Origin of the sequence: Rathayibacter sp. AY1F8, from assembly GCF_002932165.1 — a bacterium.
Lineage (GTDB): Bacteria > Actinomycetota > Actinomycetes > Actinomycetales > Microbacteriaceae > Rathayibacter.
This window is the reverse complement of record NZ_PSVB01000001.1, coordinates 55,439-77,548: the sequence shown is the minus strand read 5'-3', so window position 1 is coordinate 77,548 and position 22,110 is coordinate 55,439. Positions and strand designations below refer to the sequence as shown.

The window sequence follows — 22,110 nt, the reverse complement described above, 5'->3', positions numbered from 1 at the left end:
CAGACCGGCTGACAGCGGTCAGCCCGCCGGCACCGTCCGCATCTCCTCGCCCACCGAGGTGTGCAGATCGCCGCTTCGACTGGGGCTCTGCACCATCGATGACTCTGTCCGAGTGCGAATGACGGGGGTCCGTGTCACCCTGACTGCATGGGTTAACTCCCGGCCGGCGCTGGGCTCTGCCTCTCCCCTTCGTCTCTTCCCAGCCGGTGCAGCACTGACGGGATCGGGCAGGCTCGCCTGGCTAGCGCTACCGAGGGGTGGGTGCTTGCATGGCCCTCATGTCGACCCCATTCACGCCTCAGCCCTCCTCGCCCCGCGCGGAACCGCACGACAGCGCGATTTCAGGGCGGCTGAACTGGTTGCGAGCGGGCGTGCTCGGCGCGAACGACGGCATCGTCTCGGTCGCCGCTCTCGTCGTGGGTGTCGCCGGAGCGACGACCGCCACGGCACCGATCCTGACGGCGGGCGTCGCAGGGGTCGTCGGCGGTGCGATCTCGATGGCGCTCGGCGAGTACGTGTCGGTGAGCAGCCAGAGCGACAGCCAGCGCGCACTGATCGCGAAGGAGCGGGTCGAGCTGGCCGAGGATCCCGACGGGGAGCTCGAAGAACTCGCCTGGCTCTATCGAGCGCGTGGCCTGACCCCGGAGACAGCGCATCAGGTCGCCCGCGAGCTGACCGAGAACGACGCTCTGACCGCACATCTGGAAGCGGAGCTCGGATTGAACGAGGAAGCGGTCGCCAGCCCGCTCGCCGCCGCCGGCGCCTCGGCGCTGGCGTTCCTCCTGGGAGCCGTGCTGCCGCTGCTGGCGATCCTGCTCCCTCCGCCGGACTGGAGGGTTCCGGTGACCTTCGCCGTGGTGCTGATCGCCCTCGCCGCGACCGGATACATCAGCGCACGGGTCGGCGGCAGCCCGGCTCTGCGCCCGATGATCCGCATCGTCGTCGGCGGCGCTCTGGCCCTCGCGGCGACGTTCCTGATCGGCCTGCTGCTCGGCACGTCCGGCGCAGTCTGATGTCCCGGATCCTCGTCGTCGAGGACGACCCGCAGATGGGTGCCCTCGTCGAGCGGGGACTGCGGGAGGACGGCTACGACGTGCAGCTCGTCGACAACGGCGTCGACGCGCTGATCGCCTTCACCGCGGGAGACGTCGATGTCGCCGTCGTCGACGTGATGCTGCCAGGGATGACCGGGTTCGAGGTCTGCCGACGGATGCGGGAGTCGGGCAGCACCGTCCCGGTCGTGCTGATCACGGCGCGGGACGCCGTCGAGGACCGGATCTTCGGGCTGGACTCGGGCGCCGACGACTACGTCACCAAGCCGTTCCACTTCGGCGAGCTGAGCGCCCGGATCCGCGCACAGATCCGGCGCCGAGCCAGCGGCCCGCAGCCAGTGGTCCAGATCGGAGCGCTGCGCCTGGATGCCCTGTCCGTGCGCGCGACGGTCCGAGAGCGTCCCTTCGCGCTGAGTGTCAAGGAGCTCACGCTGCTGCGCTTCTTCGCCGTGCATCTCGATGAGGTACTGACCCGGACGGAGATCCTCGCCGAAGTGTGGGGGTCTACGGAGACGTTCGAGCCGACCCTCGTGGATCAGTACGTCAGCTACCTCCGCAAGAAGCTCGCCCTCGCCGACACAGGCCTCCGGATCACGACCGTCCGCGGCGCCGGATACCGGCTGGAGCGCGCCGAGTGAGGTTGCTGCGCTCCCTGTCGATCAGCTCCCGGATCACCCTCGGCAGCCTCCTCGTCGCGCTGATCGGGGTCGGCGTGATCACCCTCGTGCTGCACGGGCAGTTCCGCAGCATCGTCGTCGCGTCCGAGGTGACCCTCGCCGAGGGCGACCTCGCCCCGTATCTCGCCGATCTGGGATCGGACCCGACCGAGACCCCCGACCCTCCGGCCGAGGGGATCCTGATCTTCGCGCGCGCTCCCGGCGGAGCGGTCCCCGTCGATACGATGCCGCACGACGTCCACGAGGTTCTGGAGCGCAGCACCGGCAGCGACGGCACCTCGACGGTGATGACCGACGAGGACGTCCGGTTCACGATCGTCTCCCGGACCCTGGACACGAGTGCGGGCACGTGGGAGCTGTGGGCGGCTCGCAGCGGCGCCGGCAGCGACCTGACCGTCGCGGCCCTGGACCGGACGCTGCTCGTCAGCGCCGCGGCCCTCGTGATCCTGTCCGCCCTCGCCGCATGGCTGCTCACCGGCGCCGCCCTGCGTCCGGTCGAGCGGATGCGCCGCACCGCCGCGTCGCTCGGCGACCGGCACGGCGGCGAGCTTCCCGTAGGCCCGGCGACTGATGAGCTGTCGGATCTGGCGGAGACGTTGAACGCGTTCATCGCCCGGACGCGGGACACCGCCGATCGGGAGCGGCAGATGGTGTCCGCGGCCAGCCACGAGATCCGCACGCCGCTGGCAGTCGTCATCACCCAGCTCGAACTCGCGCACCGGCACTTCGGCGACGCGGACGCCCTCGAAGAAGAGATCCGCGCCGCCGAGGGGTCCCTCGCCCGCCTGTCCCGCCTGGCGACGAACCTCCTGGAGCTCTCCCGGCTGGACGCCGCCCCGCCCGTCACCGCGCGCGCGACGGCGAGCGAGCTGGAGACCGAGCTGATGGACTCCGTCGACCGGCTGAGGACGATCACCGGCGGCACCGGCCCCGACATCGAGCTCGATACCGCGATCGAGCGCGCCGACGCGCCCTACCCGCTCTCGGTGAGCGCGTTCTCGCGGATCCTCGACAATCTCGGCGCGAATGCGATCGCCGCAACACCTCCTGCCGGATGCATCACCCTCCTCCTCGAGCAGCACGATTCCACCCTCGAGCTGAGCGTCCGGGACACTGGGCACGGCATCCCGGAGGAGTTCGTGCCGCACGCGTTCGAGCGCTTCTCTCGACCCGACGAGGCGCGCACCAGCCGCGACGGCGGCAGCGGGCTCGGGCTCGCCCTCGTCGCAGCTCTCGTTGACACCGCGGACGGATCGGTCACCATCGAGAACTGTCGACCCGCCGGAGTGAGGGTGACGGTCGTGCTGCCCGAGCGGTGACATGTGAGACCTCGAACACGAATCGGACTCCGGCGGGGAATCGGCACGCATCCCTCATAGTCGACACCAAGACTCCCCCGCGACGGTAGGAGCGCGCCCCCGGAAACCCGAGGTCGGCGCATGCGACACCGACCGGAGGGCGCCGCCGTGAGCACCACGATCCGACCGACCAACGCACCCGCACCCCACGCGCCGACCACGCTGCGGCGGTCGCAGGCCGACCGCGAGCGATCCCTGCGTCGGCGCCTGCGTTCCGCGGACGCGCTCGTCACCGCCGGCTGGGTCTCGGTCGCCCTCGCCATCGCGCTCTACCTCGCAGCCGGCGGGCCCGCGGAGGCCACCGATATCGCCGGAGCTCTCACGGCCGCAGGGATCGTCGCCGGCCTCGTCGGCACCGACCTGATCCTGGTCATGCTCGTCCTCGCCGCCCGGATCCCCTGGATCGATCGCACCTTCGGCCAGGACACCGCGATGGCGCTGCACCGTCGCCTCGGCAAGCCCGCCCTGTCTCTGATCCTCGGGCACGGTGCCCTGCTCACCGTCGGCTACGCCCTCACCGACGGGCTGACGCTGTGGAACGAGACACTCGCTCTGTACTCCGGCGCCGACATGCTCCTGGCGCTGCTCGGCAGCACCCTGCTGGTGCTCGTCGTCGTCACCTCCCTCGTCGCCGTGCGCCGCCGCTTCGCGTACGAGGCGTGGCACGCGATCCACCTCCTCAGCTACGCGGCGGTCCTCGTCGCCGTCCCCCACCAGCTCTCCGCCGGCCAGGTCCTCGCCGGGAGCACCCCGCAGCGCGTCTACTGGCTCGCCCTCTACGTCCTGGCGTTCGGAGCGATCGCCGGGTTCCGGTTCGCGGTGCCCGTACTCGCCACCCTGCGGCACCGGATCCAGGTCGAGGCCGTCGAGACGATCGCCCCCGGCGTCTTCTCGCTCCACCTCTCCGGCCGCGACCTCTCCCGCCTCGGCGTGATCGGCGGGCAGTACGCGATCTGGCGGTTCTGGAGCCGCGGCACCTGGTGGCATGCGCACCCGATCTCCTTCTCCGCCGTCCCGACCGACACCCGCGCTCGGATCACCGTCCGCGCACTCGGAGCCGGGACCGACCGTCTCGCACGACTGCGCCCCGGGACCGCGGTCTCGATCGAGGGGCCCTACGGGATCTTCACCGACGTCGCCCGCACCGCCCCGCGGCTCGCGATCATCGCCGCCGGCATCGGCATCACCCCCGCCCGAGCGCTCCTCGAGCACGGCGGCCTCCGACCCGGCGAGGCCACCGTCCTGCTGCGCGCCACCGACGACTCCCAGACCTACCTCTGGGACGAGACTCGGACACTGGTCCGCAGCAGCCGCGGCGCGCTGTTCGGGATGATCGGCCGGCGGCCCGCAGGGCTGGCGACGTGGATGTCCGCCGAGTCCGTCGCCCGAGGTGTGACGATCACCTCGGCACTGCCGGGCCTGCTCGACTCCGACCTGTTCGTCTGCGGTCCGACCGCCTGGGCCGACCTCGTCGTCCGCGACGCGCGAGCGGCAGGCCTGCCCGACCGGCAGATCCACGTGGAGAGGTTCGACTGGTGAGAACACGAGCAGCAGTCGCCAGCGTCCTCGCCTCCCTCGCCGTCCTCGTCGTCGGCTGGCAGATGGGATCCGCCGGCGCCACCGGGTCCCCGCTCGCCACCGGGACGAGCGCCACCACAGCCACGGAAGGAGCGGCTCCCGCGGTGACCACGCCGACCCCGGCCGGCGCCCCCGCCTCGACGACGCCCTCCGCCGGCGCGCCCACCGACCCGTCGGCCGGTACGAGCTCGACGGCCACTGCGAGCCCGTCCGCCTCGGCCGACGGCACGTGGACCGGCTCATCTGTTCCGACTCGCTTCGGCGCTGTGCAGGTCGCGATCACCGTCGCCGGCGGGCAGATCACCGACGTCACGGCCGTGCACCTCACGGACAAGGACGGCCGGTCCGTGTCGATCTCGCACCGGGCCGCGCCGATCCTGCGTCAAGAAGTCCTCGCCGCCCAGTCCGCGAACGTGCAGGCGGTCAGCGGAGCGACCTACACCAGCGACGGGTACCTCACCTCCCTGCAATCGGCGATCGACCAGGCCGGACTCTGACCGTGCACACGTTCACGACGATGGGCACCGTCGTCAGCCTGCGCGCCGCCGACGACACCCCGGTCGGCGACGTCGAAGCCGTCTTCGCCGACGCCGACGCCCGCTTCAGCCTGTACCGGCCGGAGTCGGAGGCGTCCCGGATCGCCCGCGGCGAGCTCGCGCTGACGGCCGCGTCCGAGCAGATGCGGACCGCCTACACCGAATCGCTGCACTGGCGAACGGCGACGGACGGCGCCTTCACCCCGCACCGGCCCGACGGGGTCATCGACCTCGCCGGAACCGTCAAAGCGACCACCATGGCGCACGCGGCCCGGCTGCTCGGCGACGGCGACTGGCTCCTCGACGTCGGTGGCGACGTCCTCACCTCGCCCTTCGGCAGCTGGAGGGTCGGGATCGTGGATCACGGCGACCGGCAGGCGCTGCTCTGCATCGTCCCCCTCGGCGACGGTCGCCGCGCGATCGCCACCTCCGGGACCGCCGAACGCGGAGAGCACGTCTGGCGCCGACCTGCCGAGCCCGGTGACGTCCCCTTCGTGCAGGTGTCCGTGATCGCCGAGGACATCGTCACCGCCGACGTCCTCGCGACCGCGATCCTCGCCGGCGGCGTCGGGACGCTCGACACCGTCACCGACCGCTTCGACGTCGACGTCCTCACCATCGACGCCGCCGGTGCCCTTCTCGTGACCGACCGGCTCCGCCGCCTGATCGCACCGGCGAGCCGGCACACGTCCTGACTCCGCTCGGTCGGCTCCTCGCATATCGGCGGTGAAGCGGGGAGTCGGCTCGGAGGACGGGCGAGTGATCGTTCGAGGGCTCACACGAACACGTCCAACGGCAGAGCGCGCAGGGCGGGGCGCGTTAGCGTCACGAGGACAGCCCCCCTCTCGACCGAAGGCGCCCCCGATGAACGACTGGCAGATCAACGGCCTCCCCCTCCACCCGCTCCTCGTGCACGCCGTCGTGGTTCTGCTCCCCCTCGCCGCACTGATGCTCATCCTCGGCAGCCTCTGGCCGGCCGCCCGCCGCAAGTTCGGGATCCTCACCCCGATCATCGCCCTCGCCGCACTGATCGCCGTCCCGCTCACCACGCAGGCCGGTGAAGCGCTCGAACGACAGACGGAGCCGTCCGCGATCCTCGAGAAGCACACCGAGCTCGGCGACCACCTGCTCCCCTGGGCTGCCGGCCTGTTCCTCGTCGCCCTGGTCCAGTGGCTCTGGTTCCGCCGCACGCGACGAACCGAGGACCGAGCCGCCACCACCCGCCGCCCCCTCGTCGGAATCGTGCTCGCCGTCGCAGCGATCGCCATCTCCGTCGGAGCGACCATCGACGTCATCCGCATCGGCGACTCCGGCGCACAAGCAGTCTGGTCCGACTCCACCTCGAGCACCAGCACCGATCAGGCACCCGCGCCCGACAGCGACGACGACTGACCCACCCGCTCTCGGGCACTGCCCTCTCCGGCTGACACCGCCCCCTCTTCGCAGGAGGATGGTGTGAGTTCCTCATCACTCGACGCCATCTGCAAGGTCCTCGGCTGCGAGGTGGGCGACATCCTGACTCACGTGCCGGACGACGTCGGGAGCAGTACGGATCGGCTCGGTGACCGAGCGGCCCGCTGACACGTCGCACCTCGGTGGTCGACTGGTCACCGCGGGCGTCGTCCAGCTGGTGGCCGTCGTCGCGCTCAATGTGCTGGGGCCGATCGTGCCCGTCTGAAGGATCTCCGGCCCGAGCGCTCAGGGTCCACTGCGGTCCCCGATCTGTCGCCTCTGCTCCGCTGGGCGATCGCCGCGGCGGTGTTCCTCGTCTGGGCCTGGTCGACGGCGTGGCCGGCCGGCCCGGAACGCAGCCGCGACCTCGCCCGCCACGAGGACCGGTCCCGGAAGCTGGTCGACTCGCTCATCATCGCCGCCACCTTCTTCAGCCTCGTCCTCGTGGTCGTCGCACTCCTCCGCAGCCAGCAGAAGGACCCCGTCGGATCCGCGGCCGCGATCCTCGCGGTCGTCGGGGTCGTCGCGGCCTGGGCGCTCGTCAACACCGTCTACGCCTTCAAGTACGCGCTCATGTACTACCTCGACGACCGCCACCGCTTCGACTTCGACCAGGACGAGGACCCGTCCTACAGCGACTTCGCCTACACCGCGTTCTCGATCGGGATGGCCTACAGCGCGAGCAGCATCACCCAGTCCTCCACCCCCTCACGCCGCGTAGCCCTGGCCCACGCCCTGCTGTCCTACTTCTTCGGCACCTTCGTCGTCGCCGTCGCCATCAACCTCATCACCGGCCTCACCCAGGGAGGGTGAGGATCGCCGCACATCCGCAGGCAGGAGTGTCGGAGCTCGATACTGATGTCATGGCATCACCGCTCGTCTCCGACGTCGCTCACTCCGGTCTCACCGTGGCCGACCTCGACGACGCGCTGGTGCTGTGGTGCTCCGGTCTCGGGTTCGTGCTCGAGCGCACCTTCACGCTCGACGTGGAGGTCACGGCGGCGACCACCGGCGTCCGTGGAGCCGTGATCCGCGCAGCGACGGTGACCCTCGGCCCCCACCGTGTGGAGCTGCTGCAGTACGACCCGCCCCGACAGCTCGAGTCCGCCGGCTCGCCCGCACAGGTCGGCACGGTGCACATCGCGCTCACGGTCTCGGACCTCGATCGTGTCCTCGAGCTCTGCGCTGGACACGGTTGGAGACCGGTCGGGACACCTCACCGGATGACCGCTGGCGCCCGAGCCGGCACGCGCATCATCTACCTCGAAGGTGCCCTCGGCGGATTCCTCGAACTGATCGCGCCCCCGCAGCTCCCGTAGGCCGCGTCGGCCGATCGCGTCGAGGGCCCGATCTCTCAGCCCGCCAACCTCGCCATCCACTCCTCCACCGCGTCGGGCGTGCGCGGCATCGCCGCCGAGAGCAGGATCGACGACGTCTCCGTGACCACGAGGTCGTCCTCGATCCGGATGCCCAGCCCCCGCAGCTCGGCGGGGACCGTCAGGTCGCCCGGCTGGAAGTAGAGGCCCGGTTCCACGGTGAGCGTGTGGCCGGCCGCGAGCACTCCGCCGAGGTACGTCTCGTGCGGAGCGTGGTTGCAGTCGTGCACGTCCATCCCGAGCATGTGCCCGGCGCGGGAGATGCTCCACCGGCGGTGGTACGACGCGGACGGGGCCACGGCCTCGTCGACGGAGCAGCGGATCAGGCCGAGGTCGATCAGCCCCTCGGTGAGGGCTCGCCCGCACGCGTCCTGGTAGTCCTGGAAGCGCACTCCCGCGCGCAGGGAGTCGATGCCGGCCTGCTGCGCGCGCAGCACGATCGAGTACACGTCCCGCTGCAGCGGGGTGAACTCCCCGCTGACCGGGAAGGTGCGGGTGATGTCGGCGGCGTAGAGCGAGGGCAGCTCGACGCCCATGTCCATCAGGACGAGGTCGCCGTCGGCGAGGGGCCCGGTGTTCCGCGTGTAGTGCAGGGTCGTGGCGTGCGCTCCCGAGGCGACGACCGATCCGTAGGCCGGCCCCTGTCCCTCGACCAGGGCGCGGCGGGCGAAGGTGCCCTCGAGGTAGCGCTCGCCGCGGGGCATCGCGCGGGCGACCGGCCACGCCTCGAGGCAGTCGTCGAAGCCCCGCGCCGTGCCGTCGACGGCGAGCTGCAGCCGTCCGATCTCCCAGTCGTTCTTGATCAGGCGCAGCTCGTCGAGCGTCGCCTTGAGCACGAGGTGCGGTCCGAGCTCCGGCCCGCAGATGCTCCGCACCAGCTCGTCGACGCTCTCGTCGAGGGTGGGCAGGACCCGGATGCGCCGGGCCCGCCGCGCGGCCCGCTCCACGTCGCGGGTGAAGTCGGCCAGCGGCCGGGTCTCGATGCCCAGCGCCGCCTGCGTCTCGGCGAGCGACGGCCGCGGCCCGACCCAGAGGTCGCCGAGCGCGTCGTTCTGCCAGAACTCGTCTCCGTCGCGGCCGGAGGGAGCACGCAGGTACAGGATCGAGCCGGCCTCCCCTCCCGTCGTGTCGACGACGAGCACGCTCTCGGCGACTCCGTTGCCCGTCAGCCACACGTGGTCGGTGCCCGGGCGGAAGCGGTGGTCGCTGTCGTTCGAGCGCACCCGCGGCAGGCCGGCGGGGATGATCAGCAGCTCGGCGGGCAGCGCCTGCGCCAGTCGCGACCGGCGCTCCGCGGTGTAGGCGAGCACCGGGTCGTCGGGGTCGATCACCGGCTCCGGATCGGCCCAGCCGGCGGTCATGAACGCGCCGTCCCCGGGGAGCGGGCTGCGGTTCACGGCCCTCGGCATGCTCCAGAGTGCGGACTCCTCTGCCCGGGCCTCCTCCACCGCGCTCACGCGCCCGTCCGCTCCAGCGCGTCGGGCAGCTCCTCGAGCCAGGCCGCCCGGTCGGCGTCGAGTGGAGCCAGCGGCAGCCGCCCCAGGCCGTCCGGCAGCGGGATCGCCGCGAGCAGCGCTCGCGTGTACGGGTGCAGCGGGCTCTGCCACACCGTCTCGGTGTCCCCCGACTCCACGACCCGGCCGCGGTACATCACGAGCACCCGGTCGGCGATGCGCCGGACCACCGAGAGGTCGTGCGAGATGAACAGCATGCCCGCGCCGGCCTCGACGCTGAGCGAGCGCATCAGCGCGGCGACGCTCGTCTGGGTCGAGGCGTCGAGGGCCGAGATCGGCTCGTCGGCCACGAGCATCCGCGGCCGCGCCGCGAGGGCCCGCGCGATGGCGATGCGCTGCTTCTGGCCGCCGGAGAACTCGTGCGGGAACCGGCTCGCCATCGCCGGGTCGAGCCCGACGCGGCGCAGCCAGTCGGCCGGATCCGAGCCCTCGGCGCCCCGGGCGAGCGCCGCCCGGACGCCGTCGCCGATCTGCTCGCCGATGCGGCGACGGGGGTTGAGCGAGGAGTTCGGGTCCTGGAAGACCATCTGCACTCCGGTCATCGCCGGACTGCGCCGACGGAGTCCGAGCGCGGGCACGTCGACGCCGTTCAGGCGCACGTCGCCACCGCGGCGCTTCTCGATGCCGACCACGGCGCGCGCGAGGCTCGACTTGCCGCAGCCGCTCTCGCCGACCAGCGCCACGACCTCGCCGGCCGCCACCCGGAAGCCGACCCCGTCGACGGCACGCAGCGGCGGTCGCCGCCCGTACTCGACCACGATGCCGTCGGCCTCGAGAACCGCTCCCGCGCTCATCGCGCACCCCTCTCGACGTCGCCTGCCGTGGCCGCGCCCGGATCGTCCGCGGCGGCGGCCCTCTCGTGCCCCTCGACGAGCTCGGCGACCAGCTCCTCCGGGCTCTCCTCGAAGCTCGAGCCGGGCAGAGCCGCGAGCAGCGCCCGCGTGTACTCGTCCTCGGGCGCGGTGAACAGCCGCTCCCGCGGAGCCGACTCGACGACGAGCCCCTGGCGCATCACCGTCACCTCGTCGGCCACGGCGCTCATCACGCCGAGGTCGTGGGTGACGAGCAGGATGCTCAGCCCGCCGTCGTCGACCAGCTCCCGCAGCAGCTGCAGCACTCCGGCCTGCACGGTCACGTCGAGCGCGGTCGTCGGCTCGTCGGCCAGCAGCACCGAGGGCTCGCACGCGAGCGCCACCGCGATCGCGATGCGCTGCCGCTGACCGCCGGAGAACTGGTGGGGGTAGCGCCCGAGGGAGGCCCGGGCGTCCGGCACCCGCACCCGCTCGAGCAGGGCCTCGGCCCTGGACCGCGCGGCCTCCTTGCCGAGACCGAGGTGGTGGCGCAGGTGGTCGGTGAGCTGGCGGCCCACGGTGAGCTGCGGGTGCAGGCTCGTCGACGGGTCCTGGAAGACCATGGCGACCCGGCGTCCGCGCACCGTGCCGAGCACCTGCCGGGACGCGCCGACGAGCTCCGTCGTGCCGTCGCCGGTGTCGTCGGCGAGGCGGATGCTCCCGCTGGCCGTCATCGATCCGGGCAGCAGTCCGAGCACCGCCAGGGCGGTCATGGTCTTGCCCGAGCCCGACTCGCCGGCGAGACCGTGGATGCCGCCGCGGCGCAGCGCCAGATCGATGCCGTCCACGACGGCGTGGCTGCGGGTGCGGATGCGCAGCCCGCTGATGGTCAGTGCGTCGCTCACAGCGTGGCGCCTCCTCCGCGGATCGTCTGCGACCGCGGGTCCAGGGCGTCGCGCAGGGCGTCGCCGACGAAGTTGAACGCGATGACGACGGTGAGGATGGCCAGGCCCGGGAAGACCCCGATCCACCACGCATCGAAGTTCTGGATGGCGTCCGACACCATCGAGCCCCACTCGGCGGTCGGCGGCTTCGCGCCGAGCCCGAGGAACGACAGGCCCGACAGCAGGAGGATGGCCGTGCCGATGTCGAGGCTCGCCAGGACGAGCACCGGGCCGACGATGTTGGGCGCGATGTCGCGGACGAGGAAGCGCAGCGGCGAGAAGCCGAGCAGCTGGCCGGACACGACGTAGTTCGACGAGCGGAGGCCGAGGACGAGACCGCGGGTCAGCCGGGCGTAGGACGGCCACGACACGATCAGCGCCGCGAGCACCGCGTTCAGGAGCGACGCTCCGAGCGCGGCCGCGATCACCATCGCCAGGATGACCGTGGGGAACGCCATCACGAGATCGGTGATGCGCATCGCGACCTCGTCGACCGCACGGCCGAGGAATCCGGCGACGGATCCGACGATCGCGCCGATCAGCACCGACATCACGACGAGCAGCAGGGCGAGCGGGATCGTGACCCGGGCACCCCAGATCACCCGCGAGAACACGTCCCGGCCGAGCGCGTCGGTCCCCATCAGCGTGCCCTCGCCGGGCGCCTGGAGGAGGGGCAGGTCCTGCGCGAGCGGATCGTGCGGGGCGATGACGGGGGCGAGCACGGCGATGAGGATCCAGAGCACGCCGACGGCGGCGCCGAGGAGTCCGAGCGGCGCCGACCAGCGGCCCAGGCGCAGGCGGGGGCGGGGGCGGCGGAGGCCGGGGGCGGCGACCGGGTCGAGCACTCCGGCACCGACGCCGTCGCGCGGACCGGCCGGAGCGCCGTCGCGCGGGTCGGACCGGGTGGTTCGCGGATCCGTCACGAGGCCAGCCTCACTCTCGGGTCGAGCACGCCGTACAGCAGGTCGACGATCAGGTTCACGAGCAGGTACATCACGCCGATGAGCAGGCCGACGCCCATGATGCCGCGCAGGTCGAGGTGCGACGCGGCCTGGTAGGCGTAGGAGCCGATCCCGGGCCAGCCGAAGACCGCCTCGACGAGCACGGTGCCGCTGAGCAGACTGCCGAAGGCGAGGCCCACGACGGTGAGGATCGGGATGCTCGCCCCGCGCAGCACGTAGGAGAAGGTGACCGCGCGGTTCGGCAGCCCCTTCGCGCGGGCGGCCCGCACGTAGTCCTGGTCGAGGATCTCGAGCATTGCGGTGCGCACGAACCGGGTCAGCAGGCCCACCGTGTAGAGGGTCAGGACGAGCACGGGGAGGAAGAGGTGCGACGCCGCGTCGAGGAAGGTGTCGAGCTGGCCGGCGAGCAGGGCGTCGACCGTGTAGAGGCCCGTCACCGTCGGCGGCGTGGTGAAGTCGCTGCTCAGCCGGCCGGATCCCGGCGCGATCCGCAGCTGGAAGTAGAGGACGTAGTAGAGGACCAGCGCGAGCCAGAAGGTCGGCACGCTGAGGCCGGCCAGCGACACGACGCGCAGAACGTGGTCGGAGGCCCTGCCGCGCCGGTAGGCGGCGACGGTGCCGAACAGCACGCCGATGATCACGCTGAGCACGATGGCGCCGAAGGCGATCTCCAGGGTGGCCGGCAGCGCCTTCGCCAGGTCGGCGACCACCGGGTTGTGCGTGGTGGTGGAGACGCCGAGGTCGCCGTGCAGCAGCTTGCCGAGGTAGGTGAAGTACTGCACGACGAGCGGCTGGTCGAGACCGTACTGGGCGCGGAACTGCGCGACGATCTCCGGATCCTCCGCAGCGCGCTGGCCGAGGGCGGCCGCCACGGGGTCGCCCGACACGAGGTTGGTCAGGATGAAGGTGACGAGGGTCACGCCCACCACCAGCAGCAGCGAGGTGAGCACGCGGCGGAGCGCGTAGCGGAGGAACGGGTGGGCCGCCCGGCCCCCGCGCTGACGCGGGGTCCGGACGGCCGTCGTGGTGGTGGACACGGGCTACTGCGCGGCGAGGGCCGCGATGTCGATGGTCCACACCGCGTTGTAGACGACACCCGAGACGTCCTTCGCCGCGGCGATGTTGTTGCCGGGCTGGAGCAGCGGGATGAAGGGGCCGTCGGCGTTCAGCGCGGTCTGCAGCTCCTCGAAGCGCGACTGGCGCTCGTCGTCGCTGCCGCCGGTGGCCGCGGCGTCGGCCAGCGCCGAGATCGCGGGGGCCGCACCGTCGGTCCAGCCGGAGCGGAGGCCCACGACGTCGCCCGGGGTGAAGACGAGGTAGTCGCTCGGGTCCGGGTAGTCCGGGCCCCAGTACCAGAGGCCCATGGTCTCGGTGCCGTTGCGGTAGGCGTCGAGCTCGGTGGCGACGGGGGCCGGTGCGAGCTCGACGGTGATGCCGGCGTCCTTCAGCTGCGACTGGATGCGCTGCGCGATGGTCGGGAAGTCGATGCCGTTCAGGCTGATGTCGCTCGGGAAGTTGAGCGTCACGGACTCGCCGGCGTAGCCGCTCTTCGCGAGGTCAGCCTTCGCGGCGTCGAGGTCCTGGGTGAGCGCGCCGCTCTCGGGCAGGGCGCCGAGCAGCATGCTCGGGATGACGCCGGACGCCTGGGCGGTGCCGTTGCCTGCGATCGAGACGAGGTCGTCGTAGTCGACGGCCTCCTTCACAGCCTTCACGAAGTCGGGGTTCGACGTGATCGCCGAGACGCTCGGGTTCTGGTTGAGCAGCAGGAAGATCACGTTCGCCGACGGGTCGCTGGTCACCGCGACCGAGTCGCCGAGCGCCTCCGCCTGAGTGCCCGAGAGGTCCAGCGCCACATCGGCGCTGCCGCCCTCGACGTTGATCTTCTGGGTCGCACCCTCGACGTTCTGGATGACCACGCGGCCGTAGCCCGGGGCGTCGCCGTCGTAGTTCTCGTTCGCGGTCAGCACGACCTGCGAGGCGAGGTCGAGCGTGTCGAGCACGTACGGGCCGGAGCCGGCGGAGGTGGTGTTGAGGAACGTCTCGGCGGTGTCGGTCTCGTCGGTGGTGCCGCCGTTCTCCTTCACGACCTTCGAGTTCAGGATGCCGAGCGCCGGGTTCGCCAGGATCGCCGGCAGGGCGGGCGTCGAATTCTCGGTGGTCAGCACCACCGTCGTGTCGTCCTTCTTCGTGACGGTGACGCCGTCGAGGAGGAACGAGGGGTTGCCCTTGAGGCCGATCACGCGCTGCAGCGAGAACACCACGTCGTCGGCGGTCATCGCGGTGCCGTCCGAGAAGGTGTGCTCGCCGTTCAGGGTGAGGGTGAAGGTCTTCGCGTCGTCGGCCTGCTCGAGGCTCGCGAGGCCGTCGACGACCTGCGAGACGTCGCCGCCCTCGAAGGTGAGGAGGGTCTCGTAGAGCGCCTTGTCGACCATCTGGCCGGTCGGCTCGTACATGCGGCCCGGGTCGGCGGTCTTCAGGTCGAACGCCTTGTTGATGGTGAGCGTCGCGCTGCTGCCGTCGGCGGTGTCGACGCGGCCCGAGGAGCAGCCCGCCACGAGGAGGGCGAGCGAGACCGCCGCAGCGGCGATCACCACTCGCGTCGGGGCGGAGCGCGGGGTGCGGGTGGAGCGGACAACCATGGAGGCCTCCTGGCGAGGGTTCGGCTGGACGTGTTGCGAAACGATGGCACATCGCGACGCACTCCGTTTCCAGAGGGCCGCTATCGTGGACGAACTGCCGCCCGCAGCGACGAAGGAGTGGATTATGTCGATCACCGATCCGGCCGCCGGTGCGGTCGCTGGACAAAGCGCGGGCGGGCTCGACGACCTCAATCTGCGCATCCTCGCCGTCCTGCGCGAGAACGGGCGCATCTCGATGTCCGCCCTGGCCGAGCGCGTGAACGTCTCGCGGGCGAGCGTCTACAACCGGGTCGAGCAGCTCACCGCATCCGGCGTCATCACCGGGTTCTCGGCCCTGGTCGATCCCGGCAAGGTGGGGCTCGACGTCTGCGCCCTGGTGTTCGTGACGGTGCATCCGCAGTCGTGGCACCGGTTCCGCGAGGGCATCCTCCAGATGCCCGACGTCGAGTACTGCTGCATCACGACCGGCGAGCACGACGCGATGCTCCTGGTCCGCTCGCTCGACATCGGCGGCGTGCACGACTTCGTCACCGGCGTGGTCGCGGCCCGGCCCGAGGTGAAGTCGGTGGTCTCGGTCGTCGTGCTCGACGAGGTGGTACGCAAGGCCTACCTGCTGCCCTCCGACATCCCCGACCGCTCCGGATCGACGAACCGGCTCGGCATGACGCGGTTCACCACCGCGGGGAACGGCCGCGACGCGGCGCGCTGAGCGTCAGACCTCGACGCAGATGCTGACGTGGTCGTCGCCGTCGATCTCGAACTCCTCGACGAGCCGCAGCAGGCCCTCTCCGTCGAGCTCGACGCGGCTGCCGCCGGTGCCGCTGACCACGGTCCCGCCGTCGATCAGCTGGTGCACGAACGAGACCTGCAGGGCGTCGCCGGTGCGCGTGCCCACGAACCGGCCGAAGGTCACGGTGTCGCCGACGTAGTCGCCCCAGACCACTCCGTCGCGCTCGGAGTAGTGGAACCGCGACGGCGACTCCGGGTCGACCGCGCTGTTGGTCGAGGAGGTCATCACGAACTCGCGGCCGTCGAGACTGGGGGCGGTGGTGGCGTCGTTCACGTCATGGAGTATGCCGGAGAGGTCGAGGTGTCCTAGCCGCACGCCGGTTTCGTCTCGTTCTTCGGGTCCGCGACCCCCGGGGCTGGACGAAAGCGCCGTCTGCGGGTCTCTCGACGGTCCATTCGTCTGCGATCCTCCGCCGCCCGTCCCGATCGACCGAGCGACTCCGGGATCGGACGGGCGATCTCCGCGGACAGGCGGCGGCGAGGCGTCCGGACTTCCCTTGCCGCCTCGATACTCCATCGACTCGTCCGTGATCGGAAACTTTCCCGTACTCTCAGGACCCGTACGGGGAATGAACCGGGGGCTCATTCGCATCCGGTTCGAATTCGACATCTTGGGGGCGCAATGGATCCGCAGCAATTGGTGAACAGTGATCGCGCCGTGTGCGCCCACGCGAGGAGCGGCGGATGACCGGGTCGAGTGCGACCGGCGCCGTGGTGAAGCGCCCCGAGTCGCGGGAGTGGATCGACTTCGCCAAGGGCGTCGCGATCAGCCTCGTCGTGCTCTACCACTCGTCGTTGTTCCTCGGATTCTTCGACCTCGCGGGGTACGTCCCGAAGCTCCGGACCGTGCTCCTCTACTTCCCCATGCCCGTGTTCTTCTTCATCGCGGGCCTCACGGCCGCCCGGATGCTGACGTGGACGTTCGCCGAACTGTGGCGCCGCCGAGTGCTCGCGCTGGTGTACCTCTACCTGCTGTGGTCGTTCATCCGGGTCGTCTTCTACCTCATCGTCCCGTTCTCACGGTCGGAGGCGACCTCGCCGACGGACCCGCTCAACGTGCTGGTGCTCCCCATCCTGCCGTCGAGCAGCTACTGGTTCATCTGGGCTCTCGCGATCTTCAGCATCCTCGCCTGGCTGATCCGCAAGGTGCCCCGATGGATCCAGCTCTCGGTGGCCGGGCTGCTGGCCGTCGCGGCGACGACCACCGGCCTGCTGGACACCGACAACATCGGCTGGGACCGGGTGCTCCAGAACTTCATCTTCTTCCTCGTGGCGATGTTCATCCCCCGCACGTTCTACCGCTTCGCCGCTCGCGTGAAGCTCTGGCAGGCGCTCGCGCTCGCGGTGGCCTACCTCGGCATCATCGCGGTGATCGTCGCCTTCGACGCCAACCGCATTCCGGGCGTCATCCTGATCGCCAGTTCGGTCGCGATCATCGCGGGCATCGCCGGCTCCCAGTACCTCGTCAAGGTCCGCGCACTGAAGATCTTCGTCACCATGGGGCAGCAGAGCTTCCAGATCTATCTCCTGCACCTCTTCGTGATCGCGGTCGTCGTCGCATTCGTCCCCCTGCTCGGCGAGACGAATGTCCCACCCCTTCCGGCGACGGTCTTCCCGGTCGCCCTGACGGTGTTCTCCCTCTGGGCGTCGCTGTTCATCTTCCAGTCGCTGCGGCGCTTCTCCTGGCTGTGGGTGAGCCCGTTCAGCACCGGCAAGTCCCAGAAGAAGCGCCTCGCCGCCAGGAATGCGAGATCAGCCGAGGTCCAGCCCACCGCGGTCGAGTCCGCAGCTCCTGTCGCCCCGGCCGATGAGCCCGCTGACGCGGGGACTGCGGGCAGACCGGAGAAGGACTGACCAGCGAGCACCTCCCGGGCGACTCCCCGGGCGACCCTTCTGCAGGCCCGAGTCGTCTCGGGCGCTGGTGAGTCCGCGTCAGACCGGGCCGGCCCGCACTGCTCGGTCTCGGGCGAGCCGAGGGAGCAGTCGGACGAGGACGACCATGCCGACGAGTTCCACGAGGGTCTGCGTGACGACGACGGGCGCGAGCGACAGCGGTGCCGGGAGCGCGAGTGCGAGGGGCAGCACGACGAGCGAGTTGCGGGTCGCGCCGCTGAACACGAGGGCGCGCGTCGCGGGCACGTCGAGCCGGAAGACGCGTCCAGCACCCAGCCCCAGAGCGGTCATGACCACGAGGAATCCCGCGTAGAGCGGGACGAGGACGAGAAGCCGGCCGGCCGAGGCGCCCACGGCGCCGGCCTGGGAGGCGACGACGGTGAAGAGCGTGGCCGTCATGAGCGGCACCATGAGCCCGAGCATCGTGGACTCGACGATCCGGCCGGCTCTGTGTCGGCGCGCCAGGGCCTGCACCAGCCCGGCCGCGGACAACGGCACCACGATCAGCAGCAGGAACGCCCGCGCGAACGGACCGGCGTCGACCACCGCCACCCCCGCAGGACCGATGAAGAGCAGCAGATACGCGGGGAGGAGGAGGATCTGCGCGAGCATCAGCAGCGGTGCGGCGGCGAGCAGCCGGTCGGACGCCCCTCCGGCGAGCCCGGCGAACACGATCACGTAGTCGATGCACGGCGTCAGGAGCACCAGGAGGACCCCGAACAGCAGCACCGGAGTGTCGGCGACGAATCGGGACAGCCCGTAGGCGACGAGCGGCACGACGACGAAGTTCAGCACCCCGACCGCGGCGAGGAAGCGGCCGTCGCGCAGAGACCGTCCGATCGCGGCGAACGGGACCCCGAGGAACGTGGCGAACAGCAGCAGCGCGAGCACCGGTTCGATCGCGACCTCGAGGTGGTGCGCGGCGGGCAGCAGCAGTCCGAGAGCGGCGCCGGCGGCGATCGCGGCGAGGTAGAGCGGGATCTGGCGGTGCTCGAGCCAGGCGACGAGCGCTCTCACGACAGCTGGCCGGCGAGAAGGAGGGGCACGGGTGCAACGGTAGAGGTCCGAACCGCTTGAGGGTCGCTGCTCTGCCGCTCGTCGCGGCGGAGGGGCTTCTCCCTCGACCCCGCCCCGGTGAACGGTCCGGGCCGAGACCTTGGACGATGCGGCCCAGCCGGGATCCGCTCCCGCACGGTCCTCCCCGTGAGACGCGCCCAGGACGAGACGCCGTCGACAGCTCTTTCCTGCGTCACTCGACGGTCCTCATAAGCTTTCGCAACTTCTGGTGCAGAGGTGTCGGAAAGATACGAACGCATCATGTCGCATCAGGCGCGAAAGGCTCGAAGAGCTCAGAGGTATTGAGGCCTCGGCCAGTTAATGCTTTAATCCACATCGAACCGGTTCGATGATCTATGCAGCACTGTGCGGACAGGTTCGACCAATCGCTCGATCAATGGAGATACAGCAGATGAACAGATCCATCGCTCTACGCGAGACGCCTCCCACGGATGCCGACCGGCGACAGCGCCGTCGGATCCGCGGGCGTCGTGTCCTCGCAGCAGTCGTCTCAGCCGCGGTCGTCGCAGCGGGGAGCGTCCTCGCCGTGGGCGCTCCCGCGGAAGCGGCACCCGGAGCCGCAGCCACGCTCGTCGTAGAAGCCGACCAGCCCTTCCGTCCCGTCACTCACATGGCCAGCGGGTCCCTGTACGGACTGGCGAGCGCCGGCGTCCCGTCCCTCGACAAGATCCTCCCCATCAAGCCGCACACCTTCGTGCAGAAGCCCGAGGGGGGCACCCAGCAGCCGACCGGTGACGCTCTGTCGGTCGCCGACACCGCGAAGGCGGCCGGTGCGGGCGTCGTCGTCCGCCTGGTGGACTACCTGCCCGGCTGGCCCTATCGATACGACAAGGCCTCCTGGCTCCCGGCCGTCGAGAAGATGGTCCAGGACACCCAGGCGTCCGGCAAGACGAACATCGTCGCCTATGCCATCTGGAACGAGCCCGATATCACCTGGCAGGCGTCGAACGGCTCCTTCTTCGATCTCTGGACCGAGACCTACCGTCTGATCCGCACCCTCGACCCCGAGATGCCGATCCAGGGCCCCGCCTACTCCGACAACATCACGAACATGCGCGCGTTCTACGAGCACGCGAAGGCGACCGACACCCTCCCGGACGTCCTCGAGTGGCACGAGCTGATCCGCTCCTCGAAGATCAAGGGCGACGTCGAGAAGGTCCGGGCCATCCTCGACGACCTCGACCTCCCCGAGCCGCCCATCGACATCACCGAGTACGCGGCACCCGCCGAGGTCGGCCTGTCCGGCCCGCTGGTCGGCTACATCGCGAAGCTCGAGCGCTACGGGATCACCCGCGCCGAGCTCCCGTTCTGGAACCAGTCGGGCGCCCTGGGCGACCTCCTCACCGGACGGAACGGCGACCCCAACGGCGCGTACTGGCTCTACACCTGGTACGCCCAGATGAGCGGCCAGATGGTGACCACCACGCCGCCGTCGAACGAGAGCCCGCTCGACGGCGCCGCCTCCGTCAGCGACGAGGGCGACGAAGTGCGCGTCATCGCCGGCGGCAACACCGGAGCCACGTCCATCAAGGTCAACGGGCTCGACGAGCTGTCGCTCGGCTCGAAGGTCGACGTCCAGGTGGACTTCACCGCCTCCTACGGCCGCACGGTGAAGACCGACGGCCCGGTCACCATCTCGAACACGACCTACGAGGTCGCCGCCGACGGATCGATCACGGTGCCCATCGTGATGAACCCGACCTACGGCTACCAGGTGATCGTCACCCCGGAGAAGAGCCCGACCAGCCTGGCGGGCGACTACACCGTGGGCAACGCGAACTCCGGTCTGCAGCTCGCCACGCAGGGCGGCGCGACCGCGAACGGGACGCCGGTCGTCCAGGCCGACTCCGCGACCGCGACCGGACAGGCGTGGAGGATCACGGCAGCGGGCCAGGGCCTCTACCGCGTCGTCCACACCCCCAGCGGGCGCGCCCTGACCATCGCCGGCGCCGCAACGTCCAACGGAGCAGCCGCGGTGATCGCCGACGCGAACGGCGGAGACGAGCAGCTGTGGCAGCTCATCCCCGACGGGAAGGGGAAGGTCCGCCTCGCGAACTACGCGACGGGCAAGACGCTCGGGGTCCTCAACCTGAGCAAGGACGCGGGCGCTGCGGTCATCCAGTGGTCCGACGGCGCACCGACCTCCAACTGCCAGGTCAGCGGAGCCCGCCAGCCGGGCAGGTTCGGCACGGCACTGGACTTCTGCAAGACGGCGTCGTACGGGTCGCTCCCCAGCGGAATCGTCAGCGGACTCACCGGCGACTGGTCGGTCTCGACCTGGATCAAGCCGGCGTCGCTGACGAACTACTCCCGCGTCTTCGACTTCGGCACGGGCCAGAACGTCAACATGTTCCTCACCCTCAACGCCGGGGGCGCCGGACCGCGGTTCGCCATCACGAACACCGGCGCCGGGGGCGAGCAGCGACTGACCTACGGCGGTCAGAACTTCCCGCTCAACCAGTGGTCGAACGTGGTCGTCACCGTCTCGGGCACGCAGGGCACGATGTACCTCAACGGCACGGTCGTCTCCACGAACCCGAACATGACGGTGAAGCCGTCGGCTCTCGGGAACACCAACCGGAACTACCTGGGCAAGTCGCAGTACGGGGACCCGGCCTACGACGGCGCGATCGACGACTTCGCCGTCTACGACCGGGCGCTGTCCGCGGCCGACGTGGCCGCTCTGGCCGGCGGCCGGGCGGCGGCGGGCACCGTCGCGCAGTACGCGTTCGACGAGGCGTCCGGAGTCGCGCTCCAGGACTCCTCGGGGAACAACCGGAACGGGACCATCGTGCTCGGAACCGACGGAGCCACCACCAGCACCGCGACCGACGCCCAGACCGCCGACCGGTTCTGGACGCTCACGCCGGTCGCCGTCGCCGACACGACCAAGCCGGCGGTCACGCTGGTGTCGCCCACCACGGCGGGCCCCTTCTCCGCACTGGCCGTCCAGGTCGACGCGACGGACGACCGCGGACTGAAGCGCATCGTGGCCAACATCTACAAGGACGGCAAGCTCATCACGAGCACGCAGTCCCCGGTCGCCGGTGGAGCGAGGACCGGATCGCACTCGGCCACGGTGCAGCTGCCCGACGGGAACTACACCGTCAAGTACAACGCGGAGGATCTCGCGGGCAACATCGCGCCCACGAAGACCTTCGCGGTGACGCTGGACAGCACGGCGCCGACGGCCACGGTCAAGACCGAGCCCTCCTTCACCACCGGTGAGAAGGGCGTCTACGACCAGGTGAGCTTCAAGCTGTACGACGCGGGCAGGATCGACAGGGCGGTCATCAACGGTCGCGTGAAGGATCTCACCGACAACGCGTGGTCCGACGTGAACTTCATCAAGCCGGGCGTCTTCGGCGCGGTCAAGGGTGCCAACACCATGGTCGTCCACGACGTCGCCGGGAACACCACCACCGTCCAGTTCACCCTGAACTGACCCGGACCTCGAGGCGCCCCGTATCCG

The 22,110-nt window shown here is 70.7% G+C and carries 21 protein-coding genes; 13 read left to right on the top strand and 8 right to left on the bottom strand.

The genetic code is table 11. From position 1 onward, the window contains the following. The first annotated feature begins 278 nt into the window (after window positions 1-278). From C5C35_RS00370 to C5C35_RS00325, 10 genes are all read left to right on the top strand, one after another. The gene (locus tag C5C35_RS00370; protein WP_258063407.1) at window positions 279-1,013 is read left to right on the top strand and encodes a VIT1/CCC1 transporter family protein; all 735 of its coding nucleotides are present in this window, start codon (window positions 279-281) and stop codon (window positions 1,011-1,013) included. Beyond that, on the top strand, window positions 1,013-1,690 hold the full coding sequence (locus C5C35_RS00365; protein ID WP_104226516.1) for a response regulator transcription factor: 678 nt from the start codon (window positions 1,013-1,015) through the stop codon (window positions 1,688-1,690). The genes C5C35_RS00370 and C5C35_RS00365 overlap by 1 nt, the downstream gene beginning before the upstream one ends. After that, window positions 1,687-3,048, top strand: a complete 1,362-nt coding sequence (locus C5C35_RS00360) for a cell wall metabolism sensor histidine kinase WalK (protein ID WP_146084541.1) — start codon at window positions 1,687-1,689, stop codon at window positions 3,046-3,048. The genes C5C35_RS00365 and C5C35_RS00360 overlap by 4 nt, the downstream gene beginning before the upstream one ends. Before the next feature lie 147 nt (window positions 3,049-3,195). Then, window positions 3,196-4,626, top strand: a complete 1,431-nt coding sequence (locus C5C35_RS00355; protein ID WP_258066388.1) for a ferredoxin reductase family protein — start codon at window positions 3,196-3,198, stop codon at window positions 4,624-4,626. Further along, window positions 4,623-5,162 carry an FMN-binding protein gene (locus tag C5C35_RS00350; RefSeq protein WP_258066387.1) on the top strand — a complete coding sequence of 180 codons (540 nt, stop codon included), beginning with the start codon at window positions 4,623-4,625 and terminating at the stop codon, window positions 5,160-5,162. Before C5C35_RS00355 ends, C5C35_RS00350 begins: the two co-directional genes overlap by 4 nt. 2 nt (window positions 5,163-5,164) lie before the next feature. Next, window positions 5,165-5,896, top strand: a complete 732-nt coding sequence (locus C5C35_RS00345) for an FAD:protein FMN transferase (protein WP_258066386.1) — start codon at window positions 5,165-5,167, stop codon at window positions 5,894-5,896. Between the two features lie 169 nt (window positions 5,897-6,065). Then, entirely contained in the window at window positions 6,066-6,593 is a 528-nt protein-coding gene (locus tag C5C35_RS00340; RefSeq protein ID WP_104226519.1) for a DUF2231 domain-containing protein, read from the top strand. Window positions 6,594-6,656: 63 nt separating this feature from the next. Further along, on the top strand, window positions 6,657-6,782 hold the full coding sequence (locus C5C35_RS17395) for a helix-turn-helix transcriptional regulator (RefSeq protein WP_181134125.1): 126 nt from the start codon (window positions 6,657-6,659) through the stop codon (window positions 6,780-6,782). Between the two features lie 93 nt (window positions 6,783-6,875). Next, window positions 6,876-7,466 carry a DUF1345 domain-containing protein gene (locus C5C35_RS00330; protein WP_104262263.1) on the top strand — a complete coding sequence of 197 codons (591 nt, stop codon included), beginning with the start codon at window positions 6,876-6,878 and terminating at the stop codon, window positions 7,464-7,466. Between the two features lie 50 nt (window positions 7,467-7,516). Then, on the top strand, window positions 7,517-7,972 hold the full coding sequence (locus C5C35_RS00325) for a VOC family protein (RefSeq protein ID WP_104223254.1): 456 nt from the start codon (window positions 7,517-7,519) through the stop codon (window positions 7,970-7,972). 35 nt (window positions 7,973-8,007) lie between these two features. On the opposite strand, the gene C5C35_RS00320 is transcribed toward C5C35_RS00325, so the two are convergent. The 6 genes from C5C35_RS00320 to C5C35_RS00295 are packed head-to-tail and all read right to left on the bottom strand — an operon-like array spanning window position 8,008 to window position 14,879. Beyond that, window positions 8,008-9,426: an aminopeptidase P family protein gene (locus tag C5C35_RS00320; protein ID WP_219814128.1), complete on the bottom strand. Its 1,419-nt coding sequence runs from the start codon at window positions 9,424-9,426 to the stop codon at window positions 8,008-8,010. A 56-nt stretch (window positions 9,427-9,482) separates the two neighbouring features. After that, the gene (locus C5C35_RS00315) at window positions 9,483-10,337 is read right to left on the bottom strand and encodes an ATP-binding cassette domain-containing protein (RefSeq protein WP_104223255.1); all 855 of its coding nucleotides are present in this window, start codon (window positions 10,335-10,337) and stop codon (window positions 9,483-9,485) included. Next, a complete protein-coding gene (locus tag C5C35_RS00310) occupies window positions 10,334-11,239 on the bottom strand; it encodes an ABC transporter ATP-binding protein (RefSeq protein WP_104250842.1) in 906 nt (301 codons plus the stop codon). The genes C5C35_RS00315 and C5C35_RS00310 overlap by 4 nt, the downstream gene beginning before the upstream one ends. Further along, window positions 11,236-12,201 carry an ABC transporter permease gene (locus tag C5C35_RS00305; RefSeq protein WP_258068929.1) on the bottom strand — a complete coding sequence of 322 codons (966 nt, stop codon included), beginning with the start codon at window positions 12,199-12,201 and terminating at the stop codon, window positions 11,236-11,238. Before C5C35_RS00305 ends, C5C35_RS00310 begins: the two co-directional genes overlap by 4 nt. Then, window positions 12,198-13,277 (bottom strand): ABC transporter permease, encoded by a 1,080-nt coding sequence (locus C5C35_RS00300; protein WP_104262262.1) that lies wholly within the window; start codon window positions 13,275-13,277, stop codon window positions 12,198-12,200. The genes C5C35_RS00305 and C5C35_RS00300 overlap by 4 nt, the downstream gene beginning before the upstream one ends. Window positions 13,278-13,280: 3 nt before the next feature. Then, a complete protein-coding gene (locus tag C5C35_RS00295) occupies window positions 13,281-14,879 on the bottom strand; it encodes an ABC transporter substrate-binding protein (RefSeq protein ID WP_104262261.1) in 1,599 nt (532 codons plus the stop codon). A 124-nt stretch (window positions 14,880-15,003) separates the two neighbouring features. Here C5C35_RS00295 and C5C35_RS00290 point away from each other — a divergent pair, with 124 nt between their 5' ends. Beyond that, window positions 15,004-15,588: an Lrp/AsnC family transcriptional regulator gene (locus C5C35_RS00290; RefSeq protein WP_104223259.1), complete on the top strand. Its 585-nt coding sequence runs from the start codon at window positions 15,004-15,006 to the stop codon at window positions 15,586-15,588. Window positions 15,589-15,591: 3 nt separating this feature from the next. On the opposite strand, the gene C5C35_RS00285 is transcribed toward C5C35_RS00290, so the two are convergent. Beyond that, window positions 15,592-15,942: a hypothetical protein gene (locus tag C5C35_RS00285; protein ID WP_258060307.1), complete on the bottom strand. Its 351-nt coding sequence runs from the start codon at window positions 15,940-15,942 to the stop codon at window positions 15,592-15,594. 410 nt (window positions 15,943-16,352) lie between these two features. Between C5C35_RS00285 and C5C35_RS00280 the strand changes: the two genes are divergently transcribed. Beyond that, window positions 16,353-17,522, top strand: coding sequence for an acyltransferase (locus C5C35_RS00280; protein WP_104260246.1), 1,170 nt, complete (start codon window positions 16,353-16,355; stop codon window positions 17,520-17,522). Window positions 17,523-17,600: 78 nt separating this feature from the next. Here C5C35_RS00280 and C5C35_RS00275 read toward each other — a convergent pair whose 3' ends face one another. After that, window positions 17,601-18,578: an arsenic resistance protein gene (locus C5C35_RS00275; RefSeq protein WP_104262260.1), complete on the bottom strand. Its 978-nt coding sequence runs from the start codon at window positions 18,576-18,578 to the stop codon at window positions 17,601-17,603. Between the two features lie 670 nt (window positions 18,579-19,248). On the opposite strand from C5C35_RS00275, the gene C5C35_RS00270 reads away from it, so the two are divergent. Then, window positions 19,249-22,083 carry a LamG-like jellyroll fold domain-containing protein gene (locus C5C35_RS00270; protein ID WP_219814127.1) on the top strand — a complete coding sequence of 945 codons (2,835 nt, stop codon included), beginning with the start codon at window positions 19,249-19,251 and terminating at the stop codon, window positions 22,081-22,083. Window positions 22,084-22,110: the final 27 nt, after the last annotated feature.

What these genes read in the sequence shown, in the direction of transcription:
- C5C35_RS00370 (WP_258063407.1), top strand. Translation starts at nt 279, where the DNA reads ATGTCGACCCCATTCACGCCTCAGCCCTCCTCGCCCCGCGCGGAACCG.
- C5C35_RS00365 (WP_104226516.1), top strand. Translation starts at nt 1,013, where the DNA reads ATGTCCCGGATCCTCGTCGTCGAGGACGACCCGCAGATGGGTGCCCTC.
- C5C35_RS00340 (WP_104226519.1), top strand. Translation starts at nt 6,066, where the DNA reads ATGAACGACTGGCAGATCAACGGCCTCCCCCTCCACCCGCTCCTCGTG.
- C5C35_RS00325 (WP_104223254.1), top strand. Translation starts at nt 7,517, where the DNA reads ATGGCATCACCGCTCGTCTCCGACGTCGCTCACTCCGGTCTCACCGTG.
- C5C35_RS00315 (WP_104223255.1), bottom strand. Translation starts at nt 10,337, where the DNA reads ATGAGCGCGGGAGCGGTTCTCGAGGCCGACGGCATCGTGGTCGAGTAC.
- C5C35_RS00295 (WP_104262261.1), bottom strand. Translation starts at nt 14,879, where the DNA reads ATGGTTGTCCGCTCCACCCGCACCCCGCGCTCCGCCCCGACGCGAGTG.
- C5C35_RS00290 (WP_104223259.1), top strand. Translation starts at nt 15,004, where the DNA reads ATGTCGATCACCGATCCGGCCGCCGGTGCGGTCGCTGGACAAAGCGCG.
- C5C35_RS00280 (WP_104260246.1), top strand. Translation starts at nt 16,353, where the DNA reads ATGACCGGGTCGAGTGCGACCGGCGCCGTGGTGAAGCGCCCCGAGTCG.
- C5C35_RS00270 (WP_219814127.1), top strand. Translation starts at nt 19,249, where the DNA reads ATGGCCAGCGGGTCCCTGTACGGACTGGCGAGCGCCGGCGTCCCGTCC.